We start from the raw sequence: 23,735 nt of genomic DNA on the forward strand, positions 1-23,735 counted from the left end.
CTACCGCCCACGACTTCGACCAACATCACGCCTGAGAGTGACCAGCACGCTCTCGCCTTCCAGAGCAACCCCCGACCACCGGGCCCTCAACCCGCCACCACCAACGGCTTCCCTCCCGAGACGCCGAATCGCCCCGGCGGCGATTCGGCCTCCCCTGCCCCGCTACGTGGGAACGGGCATTCACCCCGGACCTGAAGGACCAGGCGCCCTGTCCAGCGAGCAAGGTGGACACCGTGCAGAGCTTGGCGCCGCCACGGGGCTGGTTGACGAAGAACGGTCGGCGGCTGCCCGGGTCCAAGTCGTGCGCGCCGTGCTTCACGATCAGCGCGGCGATCCGTTCCTTGTCCGCCTCCTGGTGGATCTTCTTGTCGAGGCGACCGGCCGACTCGGTGAAGTCGTCCAGGATCTCCTTGCGCCGCTCGTCGTCGAGGCCGAACACCGTCGGCCGGCGGAAAAGGTTCTCGGCGTTGAAGGTGGCGATACGGATGGTCATACGCCCTCCTGGGGCCACGCGGCCGGTGACGGGCTGACGGGGTTTGACGGGCTGACAGGCACCTCGAATTGTCCGAGAGCGGGCGAATGGTGTCCAACGGAATGTCATGGAACCTCTGGAACACCATGGAAGCTTCCGGAGTGCCCGGAAAAATCTCGTACGACCCACCAATCCGGACGTTCCCCCGGTCCGAAGAAGGGGGCATACGGCCCGCAGGGGGCGGGCCGCGCATCTCACGGGGGCGCACATGCGCAAGCAAGCAGTCATCGGCGTACTGACCATGGCGGTGGCGATCGGGACGGTCGGCGCGGTCAAATCCGGGGCGCTGGGCGGATCGTCGGCGTCGACCGGGGTCGCGGGCAGCGACTCCTCCGGCACCGGCACGGGTGCCGGAACCGGTATCGAGTCCAAGGGCGGCGGTCTCGGCGGCGGGGCGAAGGTGCCCGGCGTACTGAAGGCCGTCGGTCTCACCACCGACCAGCGGCTCGTCGTCTTCCGCGTCGACAAGCCCGCCGCCGTCGTCCCGCTCGGCAAGGTCCGCGGCCTCAAGGGGGACACCCGGCTCGTCGGCATCGACTACCGCGTCCAGAACAACAAGCTGTACGGCGTCGGCGACAAGGGCGGTGTCTACACCCTGCGCGAGGTGGGCGCCAAGGCCACCAAGGTCTCCCAGCTCACCGTCGCCCTCCAGGGCACGGCCTACGGCGTCGACTTCAACCCCACCGCGAACCGGCTCCGGGTGATCAGCGACACCGGCCAGAACCTCCGCCACAACCTCGACGACCCGCAGGGCGCCCCGGCCGCCGGCACCACGGCCGTCGACGGCACCCTCGTCAACCCGCCGGTGCCGCCCGCCACGGCCGGCGTCACCGCCCGGGGAGTGATCGGGGCCGCGTACACGAACAACGACCTCGACGCGGCAACCGCGACCACCCTCTTCGACCTCGACACCGCCCAGGACCAGATCTCCGTCCAGTCCCCGGCCAACGCGGGCAACCTCGCCCCCACGGGCAAGCTCGGCGTCGACGCCCCGCTGAACGCCGGGTTCGACATCTACAGCTCGGCGGGAAGCGGGGTGAACGCCGGGTACGCGGTCACGGGGGCGCGGCTGTTCGTCGTCAACCTGCTGACGGGGAAGGCGAGTTCGGCGGGGACCTTCCCGAAGAGCCGCCAGGTGGTGGACCTGGCGATACCGCTGCGACAGGGCTGACGGACGCCCGGACATGAGCGCGCCGGGCGACAGGTGATCGATCTGCGGAAGCGGGACGGCTGACACATGACAGCTGACAGATATTGAAATCTGTCAGCTGTCATGTCATCGTGGAGCCATGACGACGACGATGCAGACCCGCACCCTCGGATCCACCGGTCCCCAGGTCTCCGCCCTCGGCCTCGGCTGCATGGGCATGTCCGCGCTGTACGCGGGCGCCGACCGGGCCGAGTCCCTCGCGACGATCCACGCGGCCCTCGAAGCCGGGGTCACCCTGCTGGACACCGGCGACTTCTACGGCATGGGCCACAACGAACTCCTGATCGGCGAAGCCCTGCGCACCGCGCCCGCGGCCCGCCGGGAGCAGGCCCTGACCAGCGTCAAGTTCGGCGCGCTGCGGGACGCGGACGGCGGCTGGTCCGGATACGACGGCCGCCCGGCGGCGGTGCGCAACTTCGCCGCCTACTCCCTCCAGCGTCTCGGCACCGACCACATCGACGTCTACCGGATCGCTCGGGTCGACCCCGACGTGCCGATCGAGGAGACGGTCGGCGCGATCGCGGAGCTGGTCGAGAAGGGGCACGTCCGCCACATCGGCCTGAGCGAGGTGGGCGCGGACACGATCCGCCGCGCGGCCGCCACGGCCCCGATAGCGGACCTCCAGATCGAGTACTCCCTCATCTCGCGCGGCATCGAGCGGGAGATCCTGCCGACCACGCGCGAACTGGGCATCGCGGTCACGGCGTACGGCGTCCTGTCCCGCGGCCTGATCTCCGGCCACTTCACCCGCGACCGCCGGCTGGAGCCGGGAGACTTCCGGACCTTCTCGCCCCGCTTCCAGGGGGAGAACCTCCAGCACAACCTGGACCTGGTCGACGCCCTGCGGAAGATCGCCGAGCAGAAGGGGGCGTCGGTGGCCCAGATCGCGATCGCCTGGGTGCTCTCGCGCGGGGAGGACATCGTCCCGCTCGTCGGGGCCCGCCGCCGGGATCGCCTCACGGAGGCGCTGGGCGCGCTGGAGGTGACCCTGGACGCGGCCGGCCTCGCCGCGATCGAGGGCGCCGTACCGGCCGACGCGGCGGCCGGCGACCGCTACCCCGCCGCCCAGATGGCACACCTCGACAGCGAGCACTGATCCCGCCGCCGGGTACGGTTCCCACCATGGCACCGACCTCCGAGATCCTGACCGCCGAGCGCATCCTCGAAGCGACCGAGGAGGTCCTGCGCCGCCACGGGCCCGCCAAGGCCACCGTGGTCGACGTGGCCCGCGCCCTCGGCGTCAGCCACGGCAGCGTCTACCGCCACTTCCGGACGAAGGCGCTGCTGCGGGAGGCGGTGACCAAGCGCTGGCTGGACCGTACGACGGCCACCCTGACCGCCCTCGCCGCCGAGGACCGCGACCCGGAGGACCGGCTGCGCGCCTGGCTGGCCGCGCTCTTCGAGGCCAAGCGCCGCAAGGCGGGCGACGACCCGGAGCTGTTCGCCACCTACCAGGTCCTGACCGAGGAGAACGGCGAGGCCGTGGGCGCCCACATCGCCGATCTGACGGGCCAGTTGGCGCACATCGTCCGCGCAGGTGTGGACGCTTCGACGTTCGCGCCCACCGACCCGGCCCGCACCGCCCGCGCCGTCTTCCACGCCACCGCCCGCTTCCACGATCCCTCCTACGCGCCCACCTGGCGTCAGCCGGACATCGAGGCCCAGTTCGAGGCGGTCGTGGACCTGGTGGTCCGGGGGCTGCGGGCCCGCTGAGGCCGTCGCCCCGACCGGGGCGCCGTGCCCGCGCGGGCTACGCCACGCAGAACTCGTTGCCCTCCGGGTCGCGCATGACCCACCAGTGGCCCGCCGGGCCCCGGTCGAACTCCTCGACGCGGGTGGCGCCCAGGGTCTCCAGGCGGGTGGCCAGGGCCTCCAGGCCGTCGGGGCCCGCGTGCACGTCGATGTGGAGGCGGTTCTTGACCGTCTTGGGCTCGGGGACGTCCTGGAAGAGGAGGCGGCGGCCCTTGCCGATGCCGGTGAAGGGGTCGTACGGGTCGTCGGGGTGGCGCACGGCGGCGTAGCCGCGGAAGACGCGGTGGCCGTGATGCTCGGCCACCGCCGCCTCGGGGAGGTCGCCCGTCGAGAGGAGATGGGTGATCAGGGTGCTCGGGTCCTCCACCTCGTATCCGAGCGCCGCGGCCCAGAAGTCGGCCAGGGGCTGGGCGTCTCGGGTGTCGATGACCAGTTTCCAGTTCAGTGCGGTGGTCGAAGCCATGTAACCGGTTATATTGGTTACATGGGTACGACGTCCAGGGCATCGGTCGCGCAGGGGGTGTCGGGAGTGTCGGGAGATTCGGCACCGGGTGGCATCCGGCTCCGGTCCTACTCCGGGCACGTCTACCGGTTCGATCCGGGCGCCCTGTGCCTGGAGCTGCTCGTCACCGGCGGCCCCGGCGCCCTGACCCGCCACGAGGTGCTGCACACCCCCGGTGACCTGCTCGAATGGGTCGAACAGTCCCGGCTCACCCCCACGCCCCCCACCCTCCACGTGACGGCGGACGACGTGACGTACGCCCGGCGGCTGCGCGACGCGCTGACCCGTACGGTCGTCTCCCATGTCGTGGGCGGCGCCGGACTTCCCGAGCTGGGCATCGCCCCGGCGGACACCGCCGACCTGGACCTCGTCAACGAGGCCGCGGCCCGCCCCCCGCTGGCCCCGGCGATCCGTGCGGACGGCACCCGGGGCTGGGCAGCCGGCACGGCGACCGGCGCGCAGCTCCTGTCCACCGTCGCGCGCGACGCGGTCGACCTCCTCACCGGTCCGTACGCGGAACGGGTCCGGATGTGCGCCGGGGACCGCTGCTATCTCCTCTACGTCGACACCTCACGCCCCGGCCGCCGCCGCTGGTGCTCGATGGAGCACTGCGGCAACCGCCACAAGGTCCGCGCCCACCGCGTACGGCAGAAGTCCTAGCGAACGGCAGGAGCCCTAGAAAGCGGCAGAAGCCCTGGAGAACGGCAGAAGTCCCAGAGAGGGTGATCCCCATGTCCGCTCGATCCACCGGACTCACCAAGGACGCCGGTTGGCAGGTCGGTGTCTCCCGCACCCTGCCCCAATCGCCCGCCACCGTATGGGAGTTCATCAGCGGGCCGCGCGGGCTGGAGCTGTGGCTCGGGGCCGGGGCGCGGCTCACTCCCGAGCGCGGCGCCGGGTACGAGACCGACGCGGGCGCCACGGGTGAGGTGCGTGGCTACCGCCCCGGTGACCGTATCCGCGTCACCTACGGCGACACGACCGTCCAGGTCGCCGTCTCGGCGGCCGGTGGCGGCAGATCGGTGCTCGTCTTCCACCAGGAGCGCTTGGCGGGCCCGGAGGAGCGGGAACGCCAACGGGCCCACTGGCAGCACGTGATGGACCGGGTCGCCGAGGCACTCGACCAACTGGCGTGACGGCAGGGGCCCGTGGACCTACGGCGGTCACGAGTCCGAGTCCGTCGGGTCCACCGTCGCCTGGTGGGCCTCGGCGAGGTGTTCCTCGGCCTTCAGCCACGGCAGGAACTGCGCGCCCCGGCGCCAGCCGCAGGTGTCGCATCTGATCGTGCGCTGCACCCCCGAGCGTTGGACCCGCACGGTGTGTTCCCGGCCGTGCTGGTCCCAGCGGGTCACCTTGCTCGTGTTGATCTGCTGCATGACGTCTCCAGCCGTACGGTCCGCGAGGCTCGTGAGGCCCGTGAGGAGTGTGCGGCAAGACCAACATCAACAGGGGGGATCGACCGAGGAGTTGTCCCAGGCGTTACCTCGGGCCACTGGAGAAGGGTGCGACCCGGTGGGGCTTCTCGCGCAGTTCCCCGCGCCCCTGAAAAGCACGGGGCGCGCCCAGAGTCTTTGGGGGCGCGGGGAACTGCGCGAGCAACCACGACGCACCCGTACCCGCCGACGCGCCCCAAGACCCCGCCGCCTCTACGACCTCACTCTCGCTGCCTCCCTCACCTCGGGTGACTCCAGCCGCTTCGCCGTCCGCGCCGCGGTCTCCCGTGCCCACGCGCCCGTGGTGACCGCGCCCAGGACGAGGACGGCGAAGCCGCACACCGCGACGATCCACCAGGCGGGGCGGGCCGCCGCGACGAAGGAGTCGGCGTACGAGGAGGAGCCGATGCCCGCCGCCAGCACCGCTCCTATCACCGCGACGCCCAGCGTCTGGCCGATCTGGCGGCTGGTGGAGGCGACCGCGGCGGCGACACCGGCCTGGGCGCGCGGCATGCCCGAGACGGCCGTGTTGGTGATGGGCGCGTTGACGAAGCCGAAGCCGAGGCCGAAGAGGACGTAGCCGATGACGAGGGTGACGTCGCCGGTCTCGGCCTCGAACGCGGCGAAGAGCACCCCGCTCGCGGTCATCGCGACCCCGGCGATCAGGAGCGGCAGACGCGGGCCCCGGCTGCCGACCAACCGCCCGGAGATCGGCGCGCAGACGAAGCACAGCAGCGCCATCGGGAGCATCCACAGGCCGGCGTGCAGGGCGTCGAGGCCCCGGACGTTCTGCAGGTACAGCGTCGACAGGAACAGGAAGCCGCCGAGCGCGGCGAACGCGCTGACCGCGGTCACCGTCGCCCCGCTGAACGGTGCCGAATGGAAGAAGCGCAGGTCGATGAGGGGTTCCGCGCGGCGGGGCTCGTAGCGCAGGAGGCCGAGGAACGCGGCGAGCGCGACACCGCCGAGGGCGAGGGTCTCGGCGACCGGCGCGGTCGGCGCCTCGATGATCGCGTAGGTGAGGGAGCCGAGCAGCGCGATGACGAGCAGCTGGCCGACGGGGTCGGGGCGGCGGGCCTTCGGGGCGCGGGACTCGGGGACGTACCGCCAGGTCAGCAGGAGCGCGGCCAGACCGACCGGCAGGTTGATCCAGAAGATCGAGCGCCAGCCGACCGACTCCACGAGGAGTCCGCCGATGATCGGCCCTGCGGCCATCGAGATGCCCACCACCGCACCCCAGATACCGATCGCGCGGGCCCGATCGCGCGGGTCCGTGAACGTGTTGGTGATGATCGACATCGCGACCGGGTTGAGCATCGAGCCGCCGACCGCCTGCACCATCCGGAAGGCGACCAGCGATTCGAGGTTCGGGGCGAGGGAGCACAGCAGGGAGCCGAGGGCGAAGACGACCAGGCCGACCATGAAGACCCGTTTGCGGCCGATCCGGTCCGCGGTGGAGCCGGCCAGCATCAGCAGCGCGGCCAGTACCAGGGTGTAGGCGTCGATGGTCCACTGGAGCCCCGCGAGGCTCGCGTTCAGGTCGCGCTGCATGGAGGGCAGGGCGACGTTCAGGACGGTGTTGTCCAGGCTCACGATCAGGAGGCTGGTGCAGCAGATCGCGAGCACCAGCAGACGGTGGCGGCGGCTGAGCTCCGGCATGCGCCCCATCGTACGCCCGACTCGATAGTGCGCCTAACTAATGAATGGCGAGCATGCGTCCGTGTGCGTGACAATGGGGGAATGTCCACGCCCGTGTCCCTCGCCCCGGCCCCGCTGCGGATCGGCCCGCACACCGTCACCCCGCCCGTCGTCCTGGCCCCGATGGCCGGGATCACCAACGCGCCCTTCCGCACCCTGTGCCGGGAGTTCAGCGACGGCAAGGGGCTGTTCGTCAGCGAGATGATCACCACGCGGGCGCTGGTCGAGCGCAACGAGAAGACCATGCAGCTGATCCACTTCGACGCGACCGAGAAGCCGCGCTCGATCCAGCTGTACGGCGTGGACCCGGCGACCGTCGGCAAGGCCGTCCGCATGATCGCGGAGGAGGGCCTCGCCGACCACATCGACCTCAACTTCGGCTGCCCGGTCCCCAAGGTGACCCGCAAGGGCGGCGGCTCGGCCCTCCCGTACAAGCGGAACCTGCTGCGTGCCATCCTCCGCGAGGCCGTGAGCGGCGCCGGCGACCTCCCGGTCACCATGAAGATGCGCAAGGGCATCGACGACGACCACATCACCTACCTCGACGCCGGCCGGATCGCCGTCGAGGAGGGCGTCACCGCGATCGCCCTGCACGGCCGCACCGCCGCCCAGCACTACGGCGGCACCGCCGACTGGGACGCCATCGCCCGCCTCAAGGAGCACGTCCCCGAGATCCCCGTCCTCGGCAACGGCGACATCTGGTCCGCCGAGGACGCGCTGCGCATGGTCCGCGAGACCGGCTGCGACGGCGTGGTCGTGGGGCGCGGCTGCCTGGGCCGGCCGTGGCTCTTCGCCGACCTGGTCGCGGCCTTCGAGGGGCGTACCGAGGACATCGCGCGTCCGTCGCTGCGCGAGGTGGCCGACGTCATGGTCCGGCATGCCGGTCTGCTCGGCGAGTGGATCGGGGGCGAGTCCAAGGGGGTTGTCGACTTCCGCAAGCACGTCGCCTGGTATCTCAAGGGCTTCGCCGTCGGCTCCGAGATGCGCAAGCGGCTCGCCATCACCTCATCCCTCGCCGAACTCCGCGCCGGACTCGACGAGTTGGACCTCGATCAGCCCTGGCCCGCCGGCGCCGACGGGCCGCGCGGCCGCACCTCCGGCAACAACCGCGTCGTCCTGCCCGACGGCTGGCTCAAGGATCCCTACGACTGTGCGGGCGTGGGCGAGGAAGCCGAACTGGACACGTCCGGGGGGTAGTTGCCCGCTTCTGTCGGTGTTCCGGCCGTTGTGCGGCCGGTTTCCGTCATCTCGGAATGAGTGCGGAAATGTCCGGGTAGCGCCTTTTGGTGTGCGGAGCGAACGAGACACCGAAGAAGCCGACGAAGACGCCCCAGAAGCGGCCGACGCGGAAACCCTCGGCGCCCCCGTCCTACGTCCCCCACTGCGCCCACTACGTCTCGTACGTCCTGACCGTGCTGGACCGGCTGGTCCCGGCCGGCACCCGGTGCGCGCTCATCGGTGCGCCGCTCAACTCCAACGTCGGCGACAGCGCGATCTGGCTCGGCCAGCGCGCCCTGCTGGACGCGCTCGGCGCCGACGTGCGCTACGCCTGCGACCTGATGTCGTACGACGCCGGGCAGTTGGCGGCCTGCCTCCCGGACGGTCCGATCATGCTGACGGGCGGCGGCACCCTCGGCGACCTGTGGGAGGCCAGCCAGCTCCTGCGCGAACAGGTCCTGCGTGACTTCCCGGACCGCCGGATCGTCCAGCTGCCCCAGTCCGTGCACTTCACGGACCACGCCAACCTCACCCGGGCCCGCCGTGTCTTCGACGCCCACCCCGACCTGACGCTGCTGCTGCGCGACCGGCACAGCCTGCACCGCTGCCGCGCCGTCTTCGAGGCCCCCTCGCTGCTCGCCCCCGACCTGGCGTTCGCCGTGCCGCCGGACGCGCTCATCGGCGGCACGGTCGCCCATGACGTGATCTGGCTGGCCAGGGAGGACAAGGAGTCGGCGAAGGGCCCACCGGCCGGGCGCGGCACGGCACGCAAGGAGCGCGGCGGCCCGTACGTCTTCGACTGGACCCGGGAGGGCGAGGACACCGACTGGCGACGGGCCAAGGAGGCGCTGTGGCGGAGCCGGGCCCGCGCCCTGTGCCGCGCCGCCTCGGGCGACCCGCCCGGCGCCGTCCCCGCGCTCCTCGCCGCCTACGACGGCCTCGCCTGCCTCCAACTCGCGCGCGGCTGCCGCCTGTTGGCCGCCGGCCGGGTCACGGTCACCGACCGCCTCCACGGCCACGTCCTCGCCCTCCTCCTGGGCCTTCCCCACGTCCTGCTCGCCGACCGCTACGGCAAGGCCCGCAGCTACTGGGACACCTGGACCACCCACCGGCCCCCGACCACCGCATGGGCGTGGACGGAGGCGGAGGCGAGGCAGAGAGCGGGAGCCCTGCTGGCGGGCCTCCGGCCTGAAAGGCGGGGGGCGTAGCCCCCACCTTTCAGGGGCGCGGGGAACTGCGCGAGAAGCCCCACCGGACCCGCACCCGCCATCGCACAGGAACCCCCGAGCTACTAGGCACCCCCCACCGCGGTCAACAACGCCAACGGCGCCGCCGCCGACCGCGCCTCCCGCACGCACGCGTGCGGGTACGGCACCGGCACCGGATGCGTCTCCCTCCCGTACCCGGCCAGTACCTCCGGCAGCCGATGCCCCGCGGCCGACGCCGCGTCCACCATGCCGGCGGCCACCGCCCGCGCCTCGTCGTGCAGCCCGTACCGCGCCAGACCCAAGGTGATCAGCGCGTTGTCGTGCGGCCAGACCGACCCCCGGTGGTACGACAGCGGGTGGTACGCCGGCTGCCCGGCGGCCAGCGTCCGCACGCCCCACCCGGAGAAGAAGTCCGGCTCCAGCAACCGCCGCCCGACCACCTTCCCGTACTCCTTGTCCAGCAGCCCCGACCACAGCAGGTGCCCCGCGTCCGAGGCGAGGGCGTCGACCTGCGCGCCCTCGCCGTCCAGCGCCAGCGCGGGGAACTCGTGCCCGGGCATCCAGAAGTCCCGCTGGAACCTGTCGCGCAGGTCACCCGCGGCCTGTTCCAGCAGCGCCGCGTACACCTCGTCCTCCCAGACCGTGCGGGCCAGCACGGCGGTGCGGCGCAGCGCGTCGTACGCGTAGCCCTGCGCGCCCGCCGCCATCACCGGCCCGCCGGCGGGCCGGCCGCCGTCGGCGGAGCAGATCGCGCCGGGGGAGTCCTTCCAGTTCTGGTTGGCGAGGCCGCCCTGGTCGGCGCGGTAGACGAGGTAGCCGCGCGAGGTGAGGCCGCCGTGGTCGAGCATCCAGCCGATCGCGGCCCGCGCGTGGCGTTCGAGACGGCGGGCCAGGGTGACGTCCCCGGTCTGCTCGACATACGTGCCGAGCAGCACGAGGAAGAGCGGGGTCGCATCCACCGAGCCGTAGTAACGGCCGTACGGGACCTGCCCGAAGTGTGCCAGCTCGCCGTGCCGCATCTCGTGCACGATCTTGCCGGGCTGGGCCACCGAGTCGACGCCGACCTCGGTCGCCTGGGCGGCGGCGAGCGCGAGCAGGGTGGCGGCCGCCGGCTCCGGTCGGTAGGGGAGCGTGAAGAGGGAGGTCAGCAGGGCGTCCCGGCCGAGGAGGGTGAGGAACCAGGGCGCCCCGGCGGCGGGCACCCGCAGGGTCTCCCCGTCCGGGCCGGTCGCCGGGACCTGGAGCGCGGCGAGATCGGCGAGACCGCGCTCGCACGCGGCGGCCAGCTCCGGCCAACCCGTGGGGAAGGCCACGCCCTCCACGAACTCGTCCTCCAGACCGCGGAGTTGTTCGTGCACGGCGGAAGGGGAGCTCGGCACCCGCAGGGCCCGGCGGTCACCGTGGGTCCGCGCCATCACTCGGCAGGTCAGCTCCGCCGAGCCGTGCGGCGCGACATCGAGGGCCCAGACGAGGCGCCGCGCCCCCGTCCCGGTCTCCTCCACAGCGTCCGGCGCGGGCTCGGTCGTCACCGTCGTGCAGGACCGCCACTCGCCGCGCCGGTAGCTGAACTCCACCCCGTCGTCCAGGACTTCGCGCCTGCGGACGACACCGATCTTGGCGTACGTACGGAAGTCGGAGCGCAGCTCGAACTGGTCGGTGAAGTCGGCGTCGACGGTGATCGCGATCCGGACGGTCGTCGCCACCGGCCGGTTGCTGGTGATGTGCAGCGTCTCCACGAACGCGCTGTCGGAGATGGCCTGTTCACGGAAGAGCGTGTACGCGGGCGGCTCCCGGCGCCCGCCCCGGGGCACGAGCACACAGCGGGCGACGTCACCGTCCGCGACGGGTGCGAGCGTCTCGGGAACCGCGCCGTCGACGGTCAGCTGCCACCTGCTGAGATGCCGGGCGTCCCGGACGAACAGCCCGTCCGGTGAACTGCCGCCCCGCACCCCGCTGATGTCGCCGCCGTCGCCCACGGCGGCGAACGTCCCGCCGCGCACGAGCAGGTGATGCCGGTCCGTCATCCCCGTTCCCCTCCCTGGTCACTCATACCGAACTTGGTCTCGTCCCTGCCGAACCCGGCCCCGCCCGTGCCGGACTCCACCTCGTCCCTGCCGAATCCCGCTTCGTCGGTGGCGTGGTGCCGTGCGTGGTGCCGTTCCCGGGCGCGCTGCCGCTCGCGGGCGGGCGGCCGGCCGTGGTCGTCCCGGTGCAGCAGGTCGAGGGTGAGCGCGGCCGTCCAGCCGAAGCCGGCCGCTCCGCACGCCTCGCCGGTGTACGGGTCGACGTACTCGGCGAACCCGGACGCCACCGCCGTCTCCAGCAGCGCCGTCCGTAGCGCGTCGGCCCGCCCCCGCTCCCCGTGCAGCCTGAGTCCCCGTTCCAGCATCCAGTTGGTGTTGAACCAGGCGGGCCCGCGCCAGTAGCGGTGCGGATCGAAGGCCTCGCCGGTCAGGTCGTACGACGGCACCAGCAGAGTGGTGTCGCCGAGCCCGAAGTGCGGGCCGTGCATCGTGCGGACGAGGGTGGCGGCGATGTCCCGGGGGAGACCCGGGAGCAGCAGCGGGACGAGGCCGGAGACGCCGCGCTCGGGGATGAGGACGCCGGTGGTGACGTCGCGGCAGAGGAACATGCCCTCCGCCGGGTCCCACAGCCGCTCCACCAGGGCCGCCGTCAGCCGTTCGGCGCGCGTGTGCCGGGCCGTCCCCGACGCGCCCAACTCCTTCGCGATCCGGGCGAGGGCGTGCTCGGAGGCGATGAGCAGCGCGTTGAACGCCGGGTCCTCGACGGCGAACTCCGCCTCCCCGGCCCCGCTCCTGCCCCCGGGCCGCTCACCCACCCGGTCCCGGTACCCCGCGTCCCGGTAGTCCGCCGCCAGCCGCACGTACCGCCCGTAGTCCAGATCCGTCGGCCGGTCCTCGGCCGCGCCGTGGTCGAGGTCGGCTCGGCGGAAGGAGCGGGCGGGGGCCGGGGTGATCCGGGCGAGGGGCGCGTCCCAGGCGGGGCTGTTGTCCATGCCCTGCTCCCAGGGGTGGACGACCGAGGCCAGCCCGCCGCCGCCCAGGTCACGGCGGTCCAGCAGATAGCGGTGCCAGGCGGCAAGCCCCGGATAGACCCGCTCCAGGAAGCCGCGCGCCCTGGACAGCTCCGGGTCGGCCCGGTGCACCAGCCATGCCGCCAGCGCGTGCACCGGCGGCTGCACGATGCCCGAGGTCTCGGTGGTGCGTGGGGCGCCGGCGGCGCGTCCCGCGGTCGAGGAGCGCCAGAAGTCGGGGCTCGGGAAGTACGCGTCCAGCGGCACCGAGGGGTTGAAGACGATGTGCGGGATCCGTCCGTCCCCCCACCGCGCGGCGAGCAGCGTCTCCAATTCGGTCTGCGCCCGCAGGGGCGAGACATGCCGCAGGCCGATCGCGATGAACGCCGAGTCCCAGGACCACTGGTGCGGATACAGCGTGCGTGACGGCACGGTGGACCGCCCGGTCCAGTTGGCCGCCAGCACCTCGGCCGCCGCGCGGTGCGGCGAACCGGGCGGATCGTATACGTAGTCCCGGACACGGGTTGTCGTGCCTGGTCGACGGGCGGTGAGCTGGGTAGTGCGGTCCACGCAGGGCTCCCTGAGGACAAGGTGCCGACCGGTTCGGCAGTAGCTACCGTAGGGTTACGTCTACTTAACACGCAAAACTCAATATGTAATGCAGAGTTGGTGAGCGCAAGAGGGTGCGGGGGAACGAATTCCCATGGGGCCGCGACAATGGCGGCATCGAGGACGACATGAGCGAAGGGCCGTGAAGGTGGGCAGTCACGCCGGGGCAGGAGATCTGCTGGAGCTGGTCCGCAGCGGCCGGGCCACCACCCGGGGCGCGCTCCAGCAGGCCACGGGCCTCTCCCGGGCGACCGTCGGCCAGCGCCTGGACCGGCTCTTCCGCGCGGGCTGGCTGCGCGAGGGCGCCGGCGGCCCCGTCGGCTCGCCGCTCGGCGGCCGCCCCTCCATCACCCTGGAGTTCGACGACGAGCACGCGGTCGTCCTCGCCGCCGACCTCGACACCCGCCACGCCCGCGCCGCCGTGCTCTCCCTGACCGGCGAGATCCAGGCCGAGCACGCCGGCGTCCTGCTCATCGAGGAGGGCCCCGACGCCGTCCTGGACGAACTCGGGCGCTGGTTCGCCGAGTTGCTGGAGAAGGCGGGCCGCCCAGCCGCCGCCGTCTGCGGGATCGGCCTCGCGGTCCCCGGCCCGGTCGACATCGACACCGGCCGTGTGGTGCAGCCGCCGATCATGCCCGGCTGGGACGGCTACGACATACGAGGCCGCCTGGCCCGCGCCTTTACCGACCACGCGAGCGGCCCCGCGGGGACACCGGTCCTCGTCGACAACGACGCCAACCTCATGGCATACGGGGAACAGCGCGCGGGATACGCCGACTGCACGGCGTTCGCGCTGGTCAAGGTCTCCACGGGTATCGGCGCCGGGGTCGTGGTCGGCGGCTCGATATTCCGGGGCGTGGACGGCGGTGCCGGGGACATCGGCCACATCCGGGTCCCGCAGGGCGCGGAGGCGTTGTGCAAGTGCGGCTCGTACGGCTGTCTGGCGGCGGTCGCGAGCGGCGGCGCCGTGGCCCGACGACTGGCGGAGGCGGGGGTTCCGGCGGCCTCCGGCTCAGATGTGCGGGATCTGCTGGTCGCCGGCCACCCGGGGGCGACGGCCCTCGCGCGGGAGGCGGGCCGGGCCGTCGGGGACGTCCTGGCGACGGTCGTGACCCTGCTGAACCCCGGCGTCCTGATGATCGCCGGCGATTTGGCCGGAACCCCCTTCCTCACGGGCGTCCGCGAACTGCTCTACCAGCGCGCACTGCCCCGCTCCACGGCCCACCTGGACGTGGTGACCTCGAAGCTCGGGGAGCGGGCGGGGCTGGTGGGGGCGGGTGCGCTGGTCGTCGAGCACCTCTACGCGCCGGAGCGGGCCGAGCAGCGGTTGGTGGCGCTCGGGGTGTGACGGGGGCGTTTCCGTCCCGTGGAGCGGTCCGCATGGTGAAATCGGGCTCCCTCGAACTGCGTGATTCTCGCCACCCCTGATAGGGGTTCCGCTCAGATGAGCGAATCATGGGCGGCTCTGCGACTTCAAAGGGTGGCACTGGGTGCCACCCTTTGATCGTTCATCGAGCGAACTCAGGCGTGTCGATAGCCGCTCATGTGAGCGAAATGAGGTGCGGGTGGGGCTTGCCCCCTTCAAGAGGTGAACACATTCCGGCCGTCTTCCTTGCCAAGCTTTGACTTTCGATCTCTTGGCGGACGGGTGGTTACAGGCGCATGACGCGCAAGTGGACGTACCCAGGTGCCTTCGATCTGGGTATGTTCCTGGCCGTCAGGGCAGCCACCGCGTCCTCAAGGAGTTGGGACCTGTGTCGGAAAACAAAGATCCCCACGTAGGCCACGTAGCTCAGAGCGTTGAGGGCGTGAAGTTTGTTTATGACTTCACCGAAGGCAACAAGGACCTCAAGGACCTCCTCGGTGGCAAGGGCGCGAACCTCGCCGAGATGACCAACCTCGGGCTCCCCGTGCCTCCCGGCTTCACCATCACCACCGAGGCCTGCAAGGTCTACCTCGACAGCGGCGACGAGCCCGCGGCGCTCCGTGACGAGGTCACCGCCCATCTCGTCGCCCTCGAAGAGAAGATGGGCAAGAAGCTCGGCCAGGCCGACGACCCGCTCCTCGTCTCGGTTCGCTCCGGCGCGAAGTTCTCGATGCCGGGCATGATGGACACCGTTCTGAACATTGGATTGTCAGATAAGTCGGTCCAGGGCTTGGCCAAGCAGGCCGGCGACGACCGCTTCGCCTGGGACTCCTACCGCCGCCTCATCCAGATGTTCGGCAAGACGGTCCTCGGCGTCGACGGCGACCTCTTCGAGGAGGCGCTGGAGGCGGCCAAGGCGGCCAAGAAGGTCGTCGTCGACACCGAGCTGGAGGCGGCCGACCTCAAGAAGCTCGTCACCAAGTTCAAGAAGATCGTCAAGACCGAGGCCGGCCGGGACTTCCCCCAGGACCCGCGCGAGCAGATGGATCTCGCCATCAAGGCCGTCTTCGACTCCTGGAACGGTGACCGCGCCAAGCTCTACCGCCGCCAGGAGCGCATCCCCGGCGACCTCGGCACGGCGGTCAACGTCTGTTCCATGGTCTTCGGCAACCTGGGCCCCGACTCCGGCACCGGCGTCGCCTTCACCCGCGACCCCGCCTCCGGCCACCAGGGCGTCTACGGCGACTACCTGCAGAACGCCCAGGGCGAGGACGTGGTCGCGGGCATCCGCAACACCGTCCCCCTGGCCGAGCTGGAGTCGATCGACAAGAAGTCGTACGACCAGCTGATGCAGATCATGGAGACCCTGGAGAACCACTACAAGGATCTCTGCGACATCGAGTTCACCATCGAGCGCGGCCAGCTGTGGATGCTGCAGACCCGCGTCGGCAAGCGCACCGCGGGCGCGGCCTTCCGCATCGCGACCCAGCTGGTGGACCAGGGCCTCATCGACGAGGCGGAGGCCCTCCAGCGGGTCACCGGCGCCCAGCTCGCGCAGCTGATGTTCCCCCGCTTCGACGAGGACGCGAAGGTCGCCCAGGTCGGCCGCGGCATCGCCGCCTCCCCGGGCGCGGCGGTCGGCAAGGCGGTCTTCGACTCGTACACGGCCGTGAAGTGGTCGCGCTCGGGCGAGAAGGTCATCCTGGTCCGCCGCGAGACCAACCCCGACGACCTCGACGGCATGATCGCGGCCGAGGGCATCCTGACCTCGCGCGGCGGCAAGACCTCCCACGCGGCCGTGGTCGCGCGCGGCATGGGCAAGACCTGCGTGTGCGGCGCGGAGGAACTGGAAGTCGACACCAAGCGCCGCCGCATGACGATCCCCGGCGGTCATGTGGTGGAGGAGGGTGACCTCATCTCCATCGACGGTTCGAGCGGCAAGGTGTACCTGGGCGAGGTGCCCGTGGTCCCCTCTCCGGTCGTGGAGTACTTCGAGGGCCGGATGCACGCCGGCGCCAACGACGCCGACGAACTGGTCGAGGCCGTCCACCGGATCATGGCCTTCGCCGACCGCAAGCGCCGGCTCCGCGTCCGCGCAAACGCCGACAACGCCGAGGACGCGCTGCGCGCCCGCCGCTTCGGCGCACAGGGCATCGGCCTGTGCCGTACGGAGCACATGTTCCTCGGCGACCGCCGCGAGCTGGTCGAGCGCCTGATCCTGGCCGACACGGAGGCGGAGCGCGAGGAGTCCCTGAAGGCCCTGCTCCCGCTGCAGAAGCAGGACTTCGTCGAACTCTTCTCCGCGATGGACGGCCTCCCGGTCACGGTCCGTCTGCTGGACCCGCCGCTGCACGAGTTCCTCCCCGACATCACGGAACTGTCGGTCCGCGTGGCCCTCGCGGAGTCCCGCCAGGAGCCGCACGAGAACGAGTTGCGGTTGTTGCAGGCAGTGCATCGCCTGCACGAGCAGAACCCGATGCTGGGCCTGCGGGGTGTACGCCTCGGCCTGGTCATCCCCGGCCTGTTCACGATGCAGGTCCGTGCCATCGCGGAGGCGGCCGCCGAGCGCAAGAACGCGAAGGGCGACCCGCGCGCCGAGATCATGATCCCGCTCGTGGGCACGGTCCAGGAGCTGGAGATCGTCCGCGAGGAGGCGGACGCGGTGATCGCGGAGGTCGAGGCGGCGACGGGCGTGACGCTGAAGCTGTCGATCGGCACGATGATCGAACTGCCGCGGGCCGCGCTGACCGCCGGTCAGATCGCGGAGGCGGCGGAGTTCTTCTCCTTCGGCACGAACGACCTGACGCAGACGGTGTGGGGCTTCAGCCGCGACGACGTCGAGGCGTCCTTCTTCACCGCGTACCTGGAGAAGGGCATCTTCGGGGTGTCGCCGTTCGAGACGATCGACAAGGACGGCGTGGGCTCCCTGGTGAAGCTGGCGGCGGAGGCGGGCCGTGCGACCCGCCCCGACCTCAAGCTCGGCGTCTGCGGTGAGCACGGCGGTGACCCGGAGTCCGTCCACTTCTTCCACGAGGTCGGACTCGACTACGTCTCCTGCTCCCCGTTCCGCATTCCCGTGGCTCGCCTGGAGGCGGGGCGGGCTGCGTCGCAGTCGACGGGGAGTGACCACCGGTAGCCTCCGGCGGCCACGCCGCGTCCCGGCCCCGGAACCGCCGCTTGTCCCCGACCGACCCTCACCGATGGGCGGCGGTTCCGGCCCACGAAACAGAAGGCGGCACCCCGTGCGGGGGGTGCCGCCTTCTGGGTTTTGGGCGGGTTGTGCACCCTTCGGTGCCTCTTGTGCTTCAAGATCATCTGATTCGGTGGTGGTTGAGTAGATCGATCGTTTCTGTGTGAAGTCGGAGCGTTACATTCCGTGATGAGCGGTGGCGGCTGAGCTACTGATGATCACGGAGGTGCGTATGAAGAAGGCAATGGCCGGGGTGGTGGCGGCCGGGTTGATCCTCACGGGCGCGGGCGCTGCGCTGGCGGCCCAGAAGGGGACGATCCCGATGCTCAGGTCGACTGGCGTCCAATTCGCCAAGGGAACGTACAAGTTCAATCCCCCTGGTACTGATCACGGTTCCTTTGAGTGGACCGGCGGCCTCAAGGACGCGGCACCGGAAGACGGCCACAACGTGTATGTGCAGGTCCGTGTCGAAGGCCACGGCTGGGCCCGGTACTACGGACGGCAGGGGGCCACGGTGGAGATGCGTCATTCCGACTGGAGCGGCGCGCAGCAATACACGGAAGACGCGAAACTCCGGGTGTGCCGGGACCGAGGGTCCCTGCGGCCGGACAACTGCACACCCACCCGCAGCTTCTCGTACACGCGTCGCTGAGTCCACCCGGCATGCACAGCCCAGGCGTCCTCGCCTGGGCTCGTGCTCTTCTTTGGGGATCGAGATCAAGATGGCAGAAGTATTGTGCGCCAAGGGAGTCGACCTTCTCTACGGTGAGACTCCCGCAGTCCGGAGCGCCGACATCTCCCTGGGGCGGGGGGAGGTCGCGGCGATCACGGGACAGAGCGGTTCGGGTAAGTCCTCGCTGTTGTACTGCTTGGCCGGGGTGTTGCCGGTGGCCCGGGGGGAAGTCCGCTTCGAGGGGCGCTCTCTCGGCGATCTCGACGACGAGGCCCTCAGTGAGCTTCGTCGGGAAAGGTTCGGGTTCGTTTTCCAATACGGCGAACTCTTGCCCGAGTTGACGGTCGAGGAGAACACCGCGCTTCCGTTGCGGCTTGCCGGACAGCGTAAGAAGGCGGCCCTTGCCGCAGCTGGAGAGGTGTTGGGCCGGCTAGGTCTCGCGGACCTGCGAGAGCGTCGGCCCTCACAGGTGTCCGGCGGGCAGAGTCAGCGCATTGCGGTGGCCCGTGCCCTGGTGCGTCGCCCCGCGGTCGTCTTCGCCGACGACCCGACCGGTTCATTGGACAGTGTCAACGCCACTGCCGTACTCGAGGAGTTCCTGATCCTCGCCCGTTCGCAAGGAACGGCAGTGGTGCTGGTGACGCACGACTCCGAGGTGGCGGCCCGTGCGGACAGCCGCTACACGATGCGCGACGGCGTTCTGGGACGGCGCCGGCATCCCCCTGCTGCTGGCCTGTGCCCTCGGCGCGGTCGCCGTGGCAGCGGTCGGTGCGCTGCCCCTCGTCGGCCGTCGGATCGACCCGGAGCTGATCCGGCGGGATTGAGCGAAACGACAGGACCACAGCGGGCAGGCGGCGCCGCCGACGGGGGCGCCGCCTGCCGCCGTCCCGCCGCAGCCCAAGTCACCGGCCCTCGATCACCACGCGCTCGCGATCGGCGCCCCCGGCTCATACCGCTGCCACGCCTCGTTCAGGCGACCCAGCCGGTGCGCGGCGGCGACCCCGCACATGTACGCGACCTTGCCGCTTGCGACTTCGAACGCCACCGCCCCCACCACCCGCCCCTCGACCACGGCGACGACGGCCGGGGAACCGTTGAGCAGCGTGAGGTGCATCGTGGGGTTGCCGCCCGCCATCCGCCGCTTCGCCGCAGTCGGCCTGAAGCCGGCCCGCACGAGGGACGCGATGCGCTCGGGCGTCCGGTAGCGCAGCAGCCGCCTGGCCAGCCCGGCCCCGTCCGAGACCGCGATCGCGTCGGCGGTGAGCAGCTCCACCAGCCGTTCGGTGCGCCCCGACGTGGCCGCGGCGAGGAACTCCTCCACGACCTTGCGCGCGGTCGCCGGATCCACGGCGTCGCCGCCGCGGCGCTCGGCGGCGACCCGGCGCCGGGCCCGGTGCACATGCTGCTGGCTCGCGGACTCGGTGATGTCGAGGATTCCGGCGATCTCGGCGTGGGGATACGCGAAGGCCTCGCGCAGGACGTAGGCGGCCCGCTCGACCGGTGAGAGGCGCTCCATGAGGGTCAGTACGGCCAGGGACACCGATTCGCGCTGCTCCACGGTCTCGGCGGGGCCGAGCATCGGGTCGCCTTCGAGGAGCGGCTCGGGCAGCCAGTCCCCGACCGCCCGCTCGTGGCGGGCCTGCGCCGAGCGGAGCCGGTCGAGGCAGAGATGGGTGACGACCTTCGTCAGCCATGCCTCCGGTACCTCGATGTGGTCCCGGTCCGCGGCCTGCCAGCGCAGGAACGCGTCCTGTACGGCGTCCTCGGCGTCGGCCGCCGAGCCGAGCAGACGGTACGCGAGCGAGGCCAGCCGTCCCCGGCCGGCCTCGAATCGGTCGATGGCTGCGGTGTCCATGCACAGGAGCCTATGCGGCGGTCTTCACAACAGGGCCTTCACAACAGCGCTTCCACAACAGCGCTTCCACAACAGCGCTTCCACAACAGGGCTTTCGCAGCAGGATTTTTGCACCACGGCCCTCACGCCGCGGAGTTCGCACCGGCGGCCTCCACGCCGGCTCCCGCCGCCCGCACTCCACCCCGTTCGGCCCCGGCGGCCAGCCGCTGCCGTCGCTTCGGTACTCCGAAGGTCGGGTGGGCGATGCCCAGCGCCGCCCCCTTGAGGACGCTCGCCTTGAGGCGCGCGGCGGTTCGGCCGCCCAGGTACCAGGACTTCGACCTGACCTCCTCGTCCACCATCTGGAAGATCGCGTCCCGCCGCCCGAGGCTGATGTGGTTGCCGTGGTACTTCAGCCCGACCGTCGGGATCTCGCGGCCCGTCAGACGCGCGATGATCGCGGCAGTCGCCTGCATGTTGGTGTAGCCGGCCGAGGCGCAGGACATCGGCAGCGGGCGGCCGTTCTCCCCGATTGCGTAGGCGCAGTCACCGGCGGCGTAGACGTCCGGGTGCGACACCGAGCGCATGGTGCGGTCGACGAGTATCTGGCCGGTCTCGGCCACCCGGAGGCCGGCCGCGGCCGCGAGCGGGTGCACGGCGAACCCCGCCGACCAGACCGTCACGTCGGCCGGGATGACCGTACCGTCGGCGGTGATCGCCCGTGTCGGCTCGACGGCTTCGACCGTGGTGTGCTCGTGGACGGTGACGCCGAGCCGGTCGAAGGCCCGGCGCAGATGCCTGCGGGCCTTCGGGGAGAGCCAGGCGCCCAGCTCCCCGCGGGCGACGAGCGCGACCGAGAGGTCGGGCCGGGACTCGGCGAACTCGGTGGCGGTCTCGATGCCGGTCAGCCCCTCGCCGACGACCAGCACCGTGCCGCCCTCGCCCAGCCCGGCCAGACGCTCACGCAGCCGCAACGCCGAGGACCTGCCGGTCACGTCGTAGGCGTGCTCGGCCACACCGCTCACGCCATGGTGGGCCACGGAACTGCCGAGCGCGTAGAGGAGGGTGTCGTACGGGAGCTCGCGGTCCCCGGCCTCGTCGGCCGCCTCCGCCTCCGCCTCCCTGCGCGCCTGGTCTGCCCCGATCGCCCCCGCCGCGCCGGTCTCCTCCGTCACGGTGACTGTCCGCCGCTCGGGATCGATGCCGGTGACGCGCGCCACGCGGAGCCTCGCCCCGGTGCCGGCGAACACGTCGGCGAGCGGGCGGGGCGTGAGTTCCTGGCCGCTCGCGAGCTGGTGGAGCCGCATCCGCTCGACGAAGTCGGGCGCGGCGTTGACCACGGTGATCTCGGTGTCGGCGGGGGAGAGCCGACGGGCCAGGTTCCCGGCGGCGAAGGCTCCGGCGTATCCGGCGCCGAGGACGACGATGCGGTGCTTCATGGCGATGCTCCTGTCTCGTTCGCGTGCCTCCTGAACGGGATGGCGTCCCGATTCCTGACAGGAGTCGGGTGTGACGTGGGTCACGGGAGCGTGGTGCGTCGGTGAGCCTCCGGGGAGCTCGGCGCGGGGCCTATTTCCCGTGCCTCTCCCGCCGGGGGTCGGTAGTGTCGCCGCCCGGCGGACCGAACCGCGGTCGCCGTGTTCGGAGAGTGATGCGTTCCGTGAGCGGGCAGCGAGAGACGACGACCCTGTGGCGGCCGACCGGCCCCGTGGAGCTGGGACTGGTGCGGGAAGCGGGATGGCGGGCCTGGCCACCCCGGCTTCCGGAGCAGCCGATCTTCTATCCGGTGCTCGACGAGGAGTACGCCGTCAAGATCGCTCGGGACTGGAACGTCAAGCACGACGGGGCGGGGTACGTCACCCGGTTCGAGGTCGAGACCGACTTCCTGCGGCGGTACCCGGTGCGGCAGGCGGGCGGGGAGACGATCCTCGAACTCTGGGTGCCGGCTGAGGAGCTGGAGGAGTTCAACGCCCACCTCGTGGGCGAGATCGAGGTCGTGCACGAGTTCCACTGAGAGCGGCCGCCGCGAGGTCCGCGCGCGGTGACCCGGCAGGCATGGTGACCCGCCGTCGAGGGGCGGCGGGCGGGCCCAGCGCCGCCGCCCCGTCGCCCCTCGATGCAGATCAGTCCCTCGATGTCGGTCAGCTCCGTACGGCCGGCCTTGCCCGTGAGGGGCGGGGATGGGGACCGGCGCGCTGGTATATCGAACTAATCTGACGTGGTGATGAGTTCGATATTTCCGGCGGCGCCGATTTTCCGATTACGCGGACCGGAAAGGCCCCGTCACCTCGTAGGTGATCCCGCCCGATGAACTGCCGCTGGTCCCGCGCTGGCTGGAGAAGTAGATACGGCGGCCGTCGGGGGAGAAGGCGGGGCCGGTGATCTCGGAGGCGGACTGGCCGTCGATGCGGAGGAAGGGGGCGATGGTGTCGTTCGGGGTGATGAGGCAGATCTCCATGCTGCCGCCGTCCTCGGCGACGTAGAGGTCCCCCGAGCCGGTGCTCGTGATGTTGTCGACCCCGGTGAGCGGTGCCGTTCCGCCGGTGACCAGCGAGTCGTCGTAGGCGAGTTCGATGGTCTGCGCGGCGGCGTCGTACTGCCAGACGCGGTTGTCGCCCTTGGTCGTGAACCAGCAGGTGCCGTCGGCGTAGTGGCACCCCTCGCCGCCGTTGAAGCGCTTGGCGCCGGACACCTGGTTACGGGTGGCGGTGGCGCCGGTGGGGTCCGGGACCCGGGACCAGGTCACCGGCCCGCTGGTGGCGGTACCGGCCACCAGTACCTCCAGCGTGCCCGACGACAGGTCGCCCCAGGTCGTGGGCCGGAAGCGGTAGAAGCAGCCGTCGGAGACGTCCTCGGTCAGGTAGACGACACCCCGGGTGGGGTCGGCGGCCGCCGCCTCGTGCTTGAAACGGCCCATCGCGTCCCGGCGGACCGCCGCTTTCGTGCCCCACGGGTCCGTCTCGTAGACGTAACCCCGGTCCACCTCCTCGCAGGACAGCCAGGTGTTCCAGGGCGTCCGCCCGCCGGCGCAGTTCTGGCGCGTGCCGGACAGGATCCGGTACGCCGACGTCACCGCGCCCGTCGGCGAGAAGCGCACCGCGCTCGCGCCGCCGGACGGATTGATCTCTGAGTTGGAGACGTAGATCCACCCGCTGCCGTCCGCGTAACAGGCGCCGCCGTCGGGGGCGTTGTGCCAGGTGTACGACGTCCCGGGGACCGTCTGGCCGGACCGGGCGATCACCCGGCTCGTGAACCCGCTCGGCAGCCGGATGCCGTTGGCGTCCGGCGAGCCGAGCGCCCCGTAGGGGCCGGGACCGGGCTGGGCGGGCGCGGCGTACGCGGCGCCGCGCCACAGGGTGCCGCCGAGGACGGTCGACGTGCCGCCGAGTACGGCCGCGCGCAGGAGAGTACGACGTTCCACAGTCGCTCCAAGGGATGCCTTGACCGGCCCGCCGCACGGTCGGCGGCGGGGTTGC

The 23,735-nt window shown here is 71.4% G+C and carries 21 protein-coding genes and 1 pseudogene; 13 read left to right on the forward strand and 9 right to left on the reverse strand.

What is annotated here, in order from left to right; translation table 11 throughout:
- Window positions 1-25 precede the first annotated feature (25 nt).
- Window positions 26-493, reverse strand: a complete 468-nt coding sequence (locus P8T65_RS31175) for a hypothetical protein (protein WP_316728487.1) — start codon at window positions 491-493, stop codon at window positions 26-28.
- 247 nt (window positions 494-740) lie between these two features.
- Between P8T65_RS31175 and P8T65_RS31180 the strand changes: the two genes are divergently transcribed.
- The 3 genes from P8T65_RS31180 (at window position 741) to P8T65_RS31190 (ending at window position 3,455) form a co-directional block, all read left to right on the forward strand.
- Window positions 741-1,703 (forward strand): DUF4394 domain-containing protein, encoded by a 963-nt coding sequence (locus tag P8T65_RS31180; protein ID WP_316728488.1) that lies wholly within the window; start codon window positions 741-743, stop codon window positions 1,701-1,703.
- A 130-nt stretch (window positions 1,704-1,833) separates the two neighbouring features.
- Window positions 1,834-2,838, forward strand: a complete 1,005-nt coding sequence (locus tag P8T65_RS31185; protein ID WP_316731796.1) for an aldo/keto reductase — start codon at window positions 1,834-1,836, stop codon at window positions 2,836-2,838.
- A 26-nt stretch (window positions 2,839-2,864) separates the two neighbouring features.
- Window positions 2,865-3,455 carry a TetR family transcriptional regulator gene (locus P8T65_RS31190; RefSeq protein WP_316728489.1) on the forward strand — a complete coding sequence of 197 codons (591 nt, stop codon included), beginning with the start codon at window positions 2,865-2,867 and terminating at the stop codon, window positions 3,453-3,455.
- Window positions 3,456-3,492: 37 nt separating this feature from the next.
- Here the strand turns inward: P8T65_RS31190 and P8T65_RS31195 are convergent, their stop codons facing one another.
- Window positions 3,493-3,957, reverse strand: a complete 465-nt coding sequence (locus P8T65_RS31195) for a VOC family protein (RefSeq protein ID WP_215455341.1) — start codon at window positions 3,955-3,957, stop codon at window positions 3,493-3,495.
- A gap of 21 nt (window positions 3,958-3,978) precedes the next feature.
- On the opposite strand from P8T65_RS31195, the gene P8T65_RS31200 reads away from it, so the two are divergent.
- Both P8T65_RS31200 and P8T65_RS31205 read left to right on the forward strand, forming a co-directional pair.
- Window positions 3,979-4,656 carry an ABATE domain-containing protein gene (locus P8T65_RS31200; protein ID WP_316728490.1) on the forward strand — a complete coding sequence of 226 codons (678 nt, stop codon included), beginning with the start codon at window positions 3,979-3,981 and terminating at the stop codon, window positions 4,654-4,656.
- 71 nt (window positions 4,657-4,727) lie between these two features.
- A complete protein-coding gene (locus P8T65_RS31205) occupies window positions 4,728-5,132 on the forward strand; it encodes an SRPBCC domain-containing protein (protein WP_316728491.1) in 405 nt (134 codons plus the stop codon).
- Between the two features lie 27 nt (window positions 5,133-5,159).
- Here the strand turns inward: P8T65_RS31205 and P8T65_RS31210 are convergent, their stop codons facing one another.
- Together P8T65_RS31210 and P8T65_RS31215 are read right to left on the reverse strand one after the other, a co-directional pair.
- Complete coding sequence (locus P8T65_RS31210; protein WP_230211801.1) at window positions 5,160-5,372, reverse strand: hypothetical protein; 213 nt, start codon at window positions 5,370-5,372, stop codon at window positions 5,160-5,162.
- A 270-nt stretch (window positions 5,373-5,642) separates the two neighbouring features.
- The gene (locus tag P8T65_RS31215; protein WP_316728494.1) at window positions 5,643-7,088 is read right to left on the reverse strand and encodes an MFS transporter; all 1,446 of its coding nucleotides are present in this window, start codon (window positions 7,086-7,088) and stop codon (window positions 5,643-5,645) included.
- 81 nt (window positions 7,089-7,169) lie between these two features.
- Between P8T65_RS31215 and dusB the strand changes: the two genes are divergently transcribed.
- Together dusB and P8T65_RS31225 are read left to right on the forward strand one after the other, a co-directional pair.
- A complete protein-coding gene (gene dusB, locus P8T65_RS31220) occupies window positions 7,170-8,324 on the forward strand; it encodes a tRNA dihydrouridine synthase DusB (protein WP_316728496.1) in 1,155 nt (384 codons plus the stop codon).
- An 89-nt stretch (window positions 8,325-8,413) separates the two neighbouring features.
- Window positions 8,414-9,553 (forward strand): polysaccharide pyruvyl transferase family protein, encoded by a 1,140-nt coding sequence (locus P8T65_RS31225; protein WP_316728497.1) that lies wholly within the window; start codon window positions 8,414-8,416, stop codon window positions 9,551-9,553.
- 83 nt (window positions 9,554-9,636) lie between these two features.
- Here P8T65_RS31225 and P8T65_RS31230 read toward each other — a convergent pair whose 3' ends face one another.
- Window positions 9,637-11,577 (reverse strand): glycogen debranching N-terminal domain-containing protein, encoded by a 1,941-nt coding sequence (locus P8T65_RS31230; RefSeq protein ID WP_316728498.1) that lies wholly within the window; start codon window positions 11,575-11,577, stop codon window positions 9,637-9,639.
- Entirely contained in the window at window positions 11,574-13,157 is a 1,584-nt protein-coding gene (locus P8T65_RS31235; protein ID WP_316728499.1) for an MGH1-like glycoside hydrolase domain-containing protein, read from the reverse strand. Before P8T65_RS31235 ends, P8T65_RS31230 begins: the two co-directional genes overlap by 4 nt.
- Window positions 13,158-13,290: 133 nt before the next feature.
- Between P8T65_RS31235 and P8T65_RS31240 the strand changes: the two genes are divergently transcribed.
- From P8T65_RS31240 to P8T65_RS31260, 5 genes and pseudogenes are all read left to right on the forward strand, one after another.
- Window positions 13,291-14,544, forward strand: coding sequence for an ROK family protein (locus P8T65_RS31240; RefSeq protein ID WP_399100959.1), 1,254 nt, complete (start codon window positions 13,291-13,293; stop codon window positions 14,542-14,544).
- 406 nt (window positions 14,545-14,950) lie between these two features.
- Window positions 14,951-17,698, forward strand: a complete 2,748-nt coding sequence (gene ppdK / locus P8T65_RS31245; protein ID WP_399100962.1) for a pyruvate, phosphate dikinase — start codon at window positions 14,951-14,953, stop codon at window positions 17,696-17,698.
- 286 nt (window positions 17,699-17,984) lie between these two features.
- A complete protein-coding gene (locus P8T65_RS31250; protein ID WP_316728502.1) occupies window positions 17,985-18,404 on the forward strand; it encodes a hypothetical protein in 420 nt (139 codons plus the stop codon).
- Between the two features lie 70 nt (window positions 18,405-18,474).
- Window positions 18,475-19,137 (forward strand): annotated as a pseudogene (locus P8T65_RS31255) (ABC transporter ATP-binding protein); the annotation flags it as partial.
- Window positions 19,091-19,249: a hypothetical protein gene (locus P8T65_RS31260; protein WP_316728504.1), complete on the forward strand. Its 159-nt coding sequence runs from the start codon at window positions 19,091-19,093 to the stop codon at window positions 19,247-19,249. The pseudogene P8T65_RS31255 and the gene P8T65_RS31260, both read left to right, overlap by 47 nt.
- A 92-nt stretch (window positions 19,250-19,341) precedes the next feature.
- On the opposite strand, the gene P8T65_RS31265 is transcribed toward P8T65_RS31260, so the two are convergent.
- On the reverse strand, window positions 19,342-20,280 hold the full coding sequence (locus P8T65_RS31265; RefSeq protein WP_316728506.1) for a sigma-70 family RNA polymerase sigma factor: 939 nt from the start codon (window positions 20,278-20,280) through the stop codon (window positions 19,342-19,344).
- A gap of 122 nt (window positions 20,281-20,402) precedes the next feature.
- Window positions 20,403-21,698: an FAD-dependent oxidoreductase gene (locus tag P8T65_RS31270; protein ID WP_316728508.1), complete on the reverse strand. Its 1,296-nt coding sequence runs from the start codon at window positions 21,696-21,698 to the stop codon at window positions 20,403-20,405.
- Window positions 21,699-21,910: 212 nt separating this feature from the next.
- On the opposite strand from P8T65_RS31270, the gene P8T65_RS31275 reads away from it, so the two are divergent.
- Window positions 21,911-22,273: a hypothetical protein gene (locus tag P8T65_RS31275; RefSeq protein WP_399100968.1), complete on the forward strand. Its 363-nt coding sequence runs from the start codon at window positions 21,911-21,913 to the stop codon at window positions 22,271-22,273.
- A gap of 246 nt (window positions 22,274-22,519) precedes the next feature.
- Here the strand turns inward: P8T65_RS31275 and P8T65_RS31280 are convergent, their stop codons facing one another.
- Window positions 22,520-23,680, reverse strand: coding sequence for an alkaline phosphatase PhoX (locus tag P8T65_RS31280; RefSeq protein ID WP_316728512.1), 1,161 nt, complete (start codon window positions 23,678-23,680; stop codon window positions 22,520-22,522).
- Window positions 23,681-23,735 lie beyond the last annotated feature (55 nt).

The organism is Streptomyces sp. 11x1 (assembly GCF_032598905.1).
Classification (GTDB): domain Bacteria; phylum Actinomycetota; class Actinomycetes; order Streptomycetales; family Streptomycetaceae; genus Streptomyces.

What these genes read in the sequence shown, in the direction of transcription:
- P8T65_RS31215 (WP_316728494.1), bottom strand. Translation starts at nt 7,088, where the DNA reads ATGCCGGAGCTCAGCCGCCGCCACCGTCTGCTGGTGCTCGCGATCTGC.
- P8T65_RS31250 (WP_316728502.1), top strand. Translation starts at nt 17,985, where the DNA reads ATGAAGAAGGCAATGGCCGGGGTGGTGGCGGCCGGGTTGATCCTCACG.
- P8T65_RS31175 (WP_316728487.1), bottom strand. Translation starts at nt 493, where the DNA reads ATGACCATCCGTATCGCCACCTTCAACGCCGAGAACCTTTTCCGCCGG.
- dusB (WP_316728496.1), top strand. Translation starts at nt 7,170, where the DNA reads ATGTCCACGCCCGTGTCCCTCGCCCCGGCCCCGCTGCGGATCGGCCCG.
- P8T65_RS31240 (WP_399100959.1), top strand. Translation starts at nt 13,291, where the DNA reads ATGGGGCCGCGACAATGGCGGCATCGAGGACGACATGAGCGAAGGGCC.
- P8T65_RS31200 (WP_316728490.1), top strand. Translation starts at nt 3,979, where the DNA reads ATGGGTACGACGTCCAGGGCATCGGTCGCGCAGGGGGTGTCGGGAGTG.
- P8T65_RS31195 (WP_215455341.1), bottom strand. Translation starts at nt 3,957, where the DNA reads ATGGCTTCGACCACCGCACTGAACTGGAAACTGGTCATCGACACCCGA.
- P8T65_RS31270 (WP_316728508.1), bottom strand. Translation starts at nt 21,698, where the DNA reads ATGAAGCACCGCATCGTCGTCCTCGGCGCCGGATACGCCGGAGCCTTC.
- P8T65_RS31210 (WP_230211801.1), bottom strand. Translation starts at nt 5,372, where the DNA reads ATGCAGCAGATCAACACGAGCAAGGTGACCCGCTGGGACCAGCACGGC.
- P8T65_RS31185 (WP_316731796.1), top strand. Translation starts at nt 1,834, where the DNA reads ATGCAGACCCGCACCCTCGGATCCACCGGTCCCCAGGTCTCCGCCCTC.
- P8T65_RS31265 (WP_316728506.1), bottom strand. Translation starts at nt 20,280, where the DNA reads ATGGACACCGCAGCCATCGACCGATTCGAGGCCGGCCGGGGACGGCTG.
- P8T65_RS31230 (WP_316728498.1), bottom strand. Translation starts at nt 11,577, where the DNA reads ATGACGGACCGGCATCACCTGCTCGTGCGCGGCGGGACGTTCGCCGCC.
- P8T65_RS31205 (WP_316728491.1), top strand. Translation starts at nt 4,728, where the DNA reads ATGTCCGCTCGATCCACCGGACTCACCAAGGACGCCGGTTGGCAGGTC.
- P8T65_RS31180 (WP_316728488.1), top strand. Translation starts at nt 741, where the DNA reads ATGCGCAAGCAAGCAGTCATCGGCGTACTGACCATGGCGGTGGCGATC.
- P8T65_RS31190 (WP_316728489.1), top strand. Translation starts at nt 2,865, where the DNA reads ATGGCACCGACCTCCGAGATCCTGACCGCCGAGCGCATCCTCGAAGCG.
- P8T65_RS31275 (WP_399100968.1), top strand. Translation starts at nt 21,911, where the DNA reads ATGCGTTCCGTGAGCGGGCAGCGAGAGACGACGACCCTGTGGCGGCCG.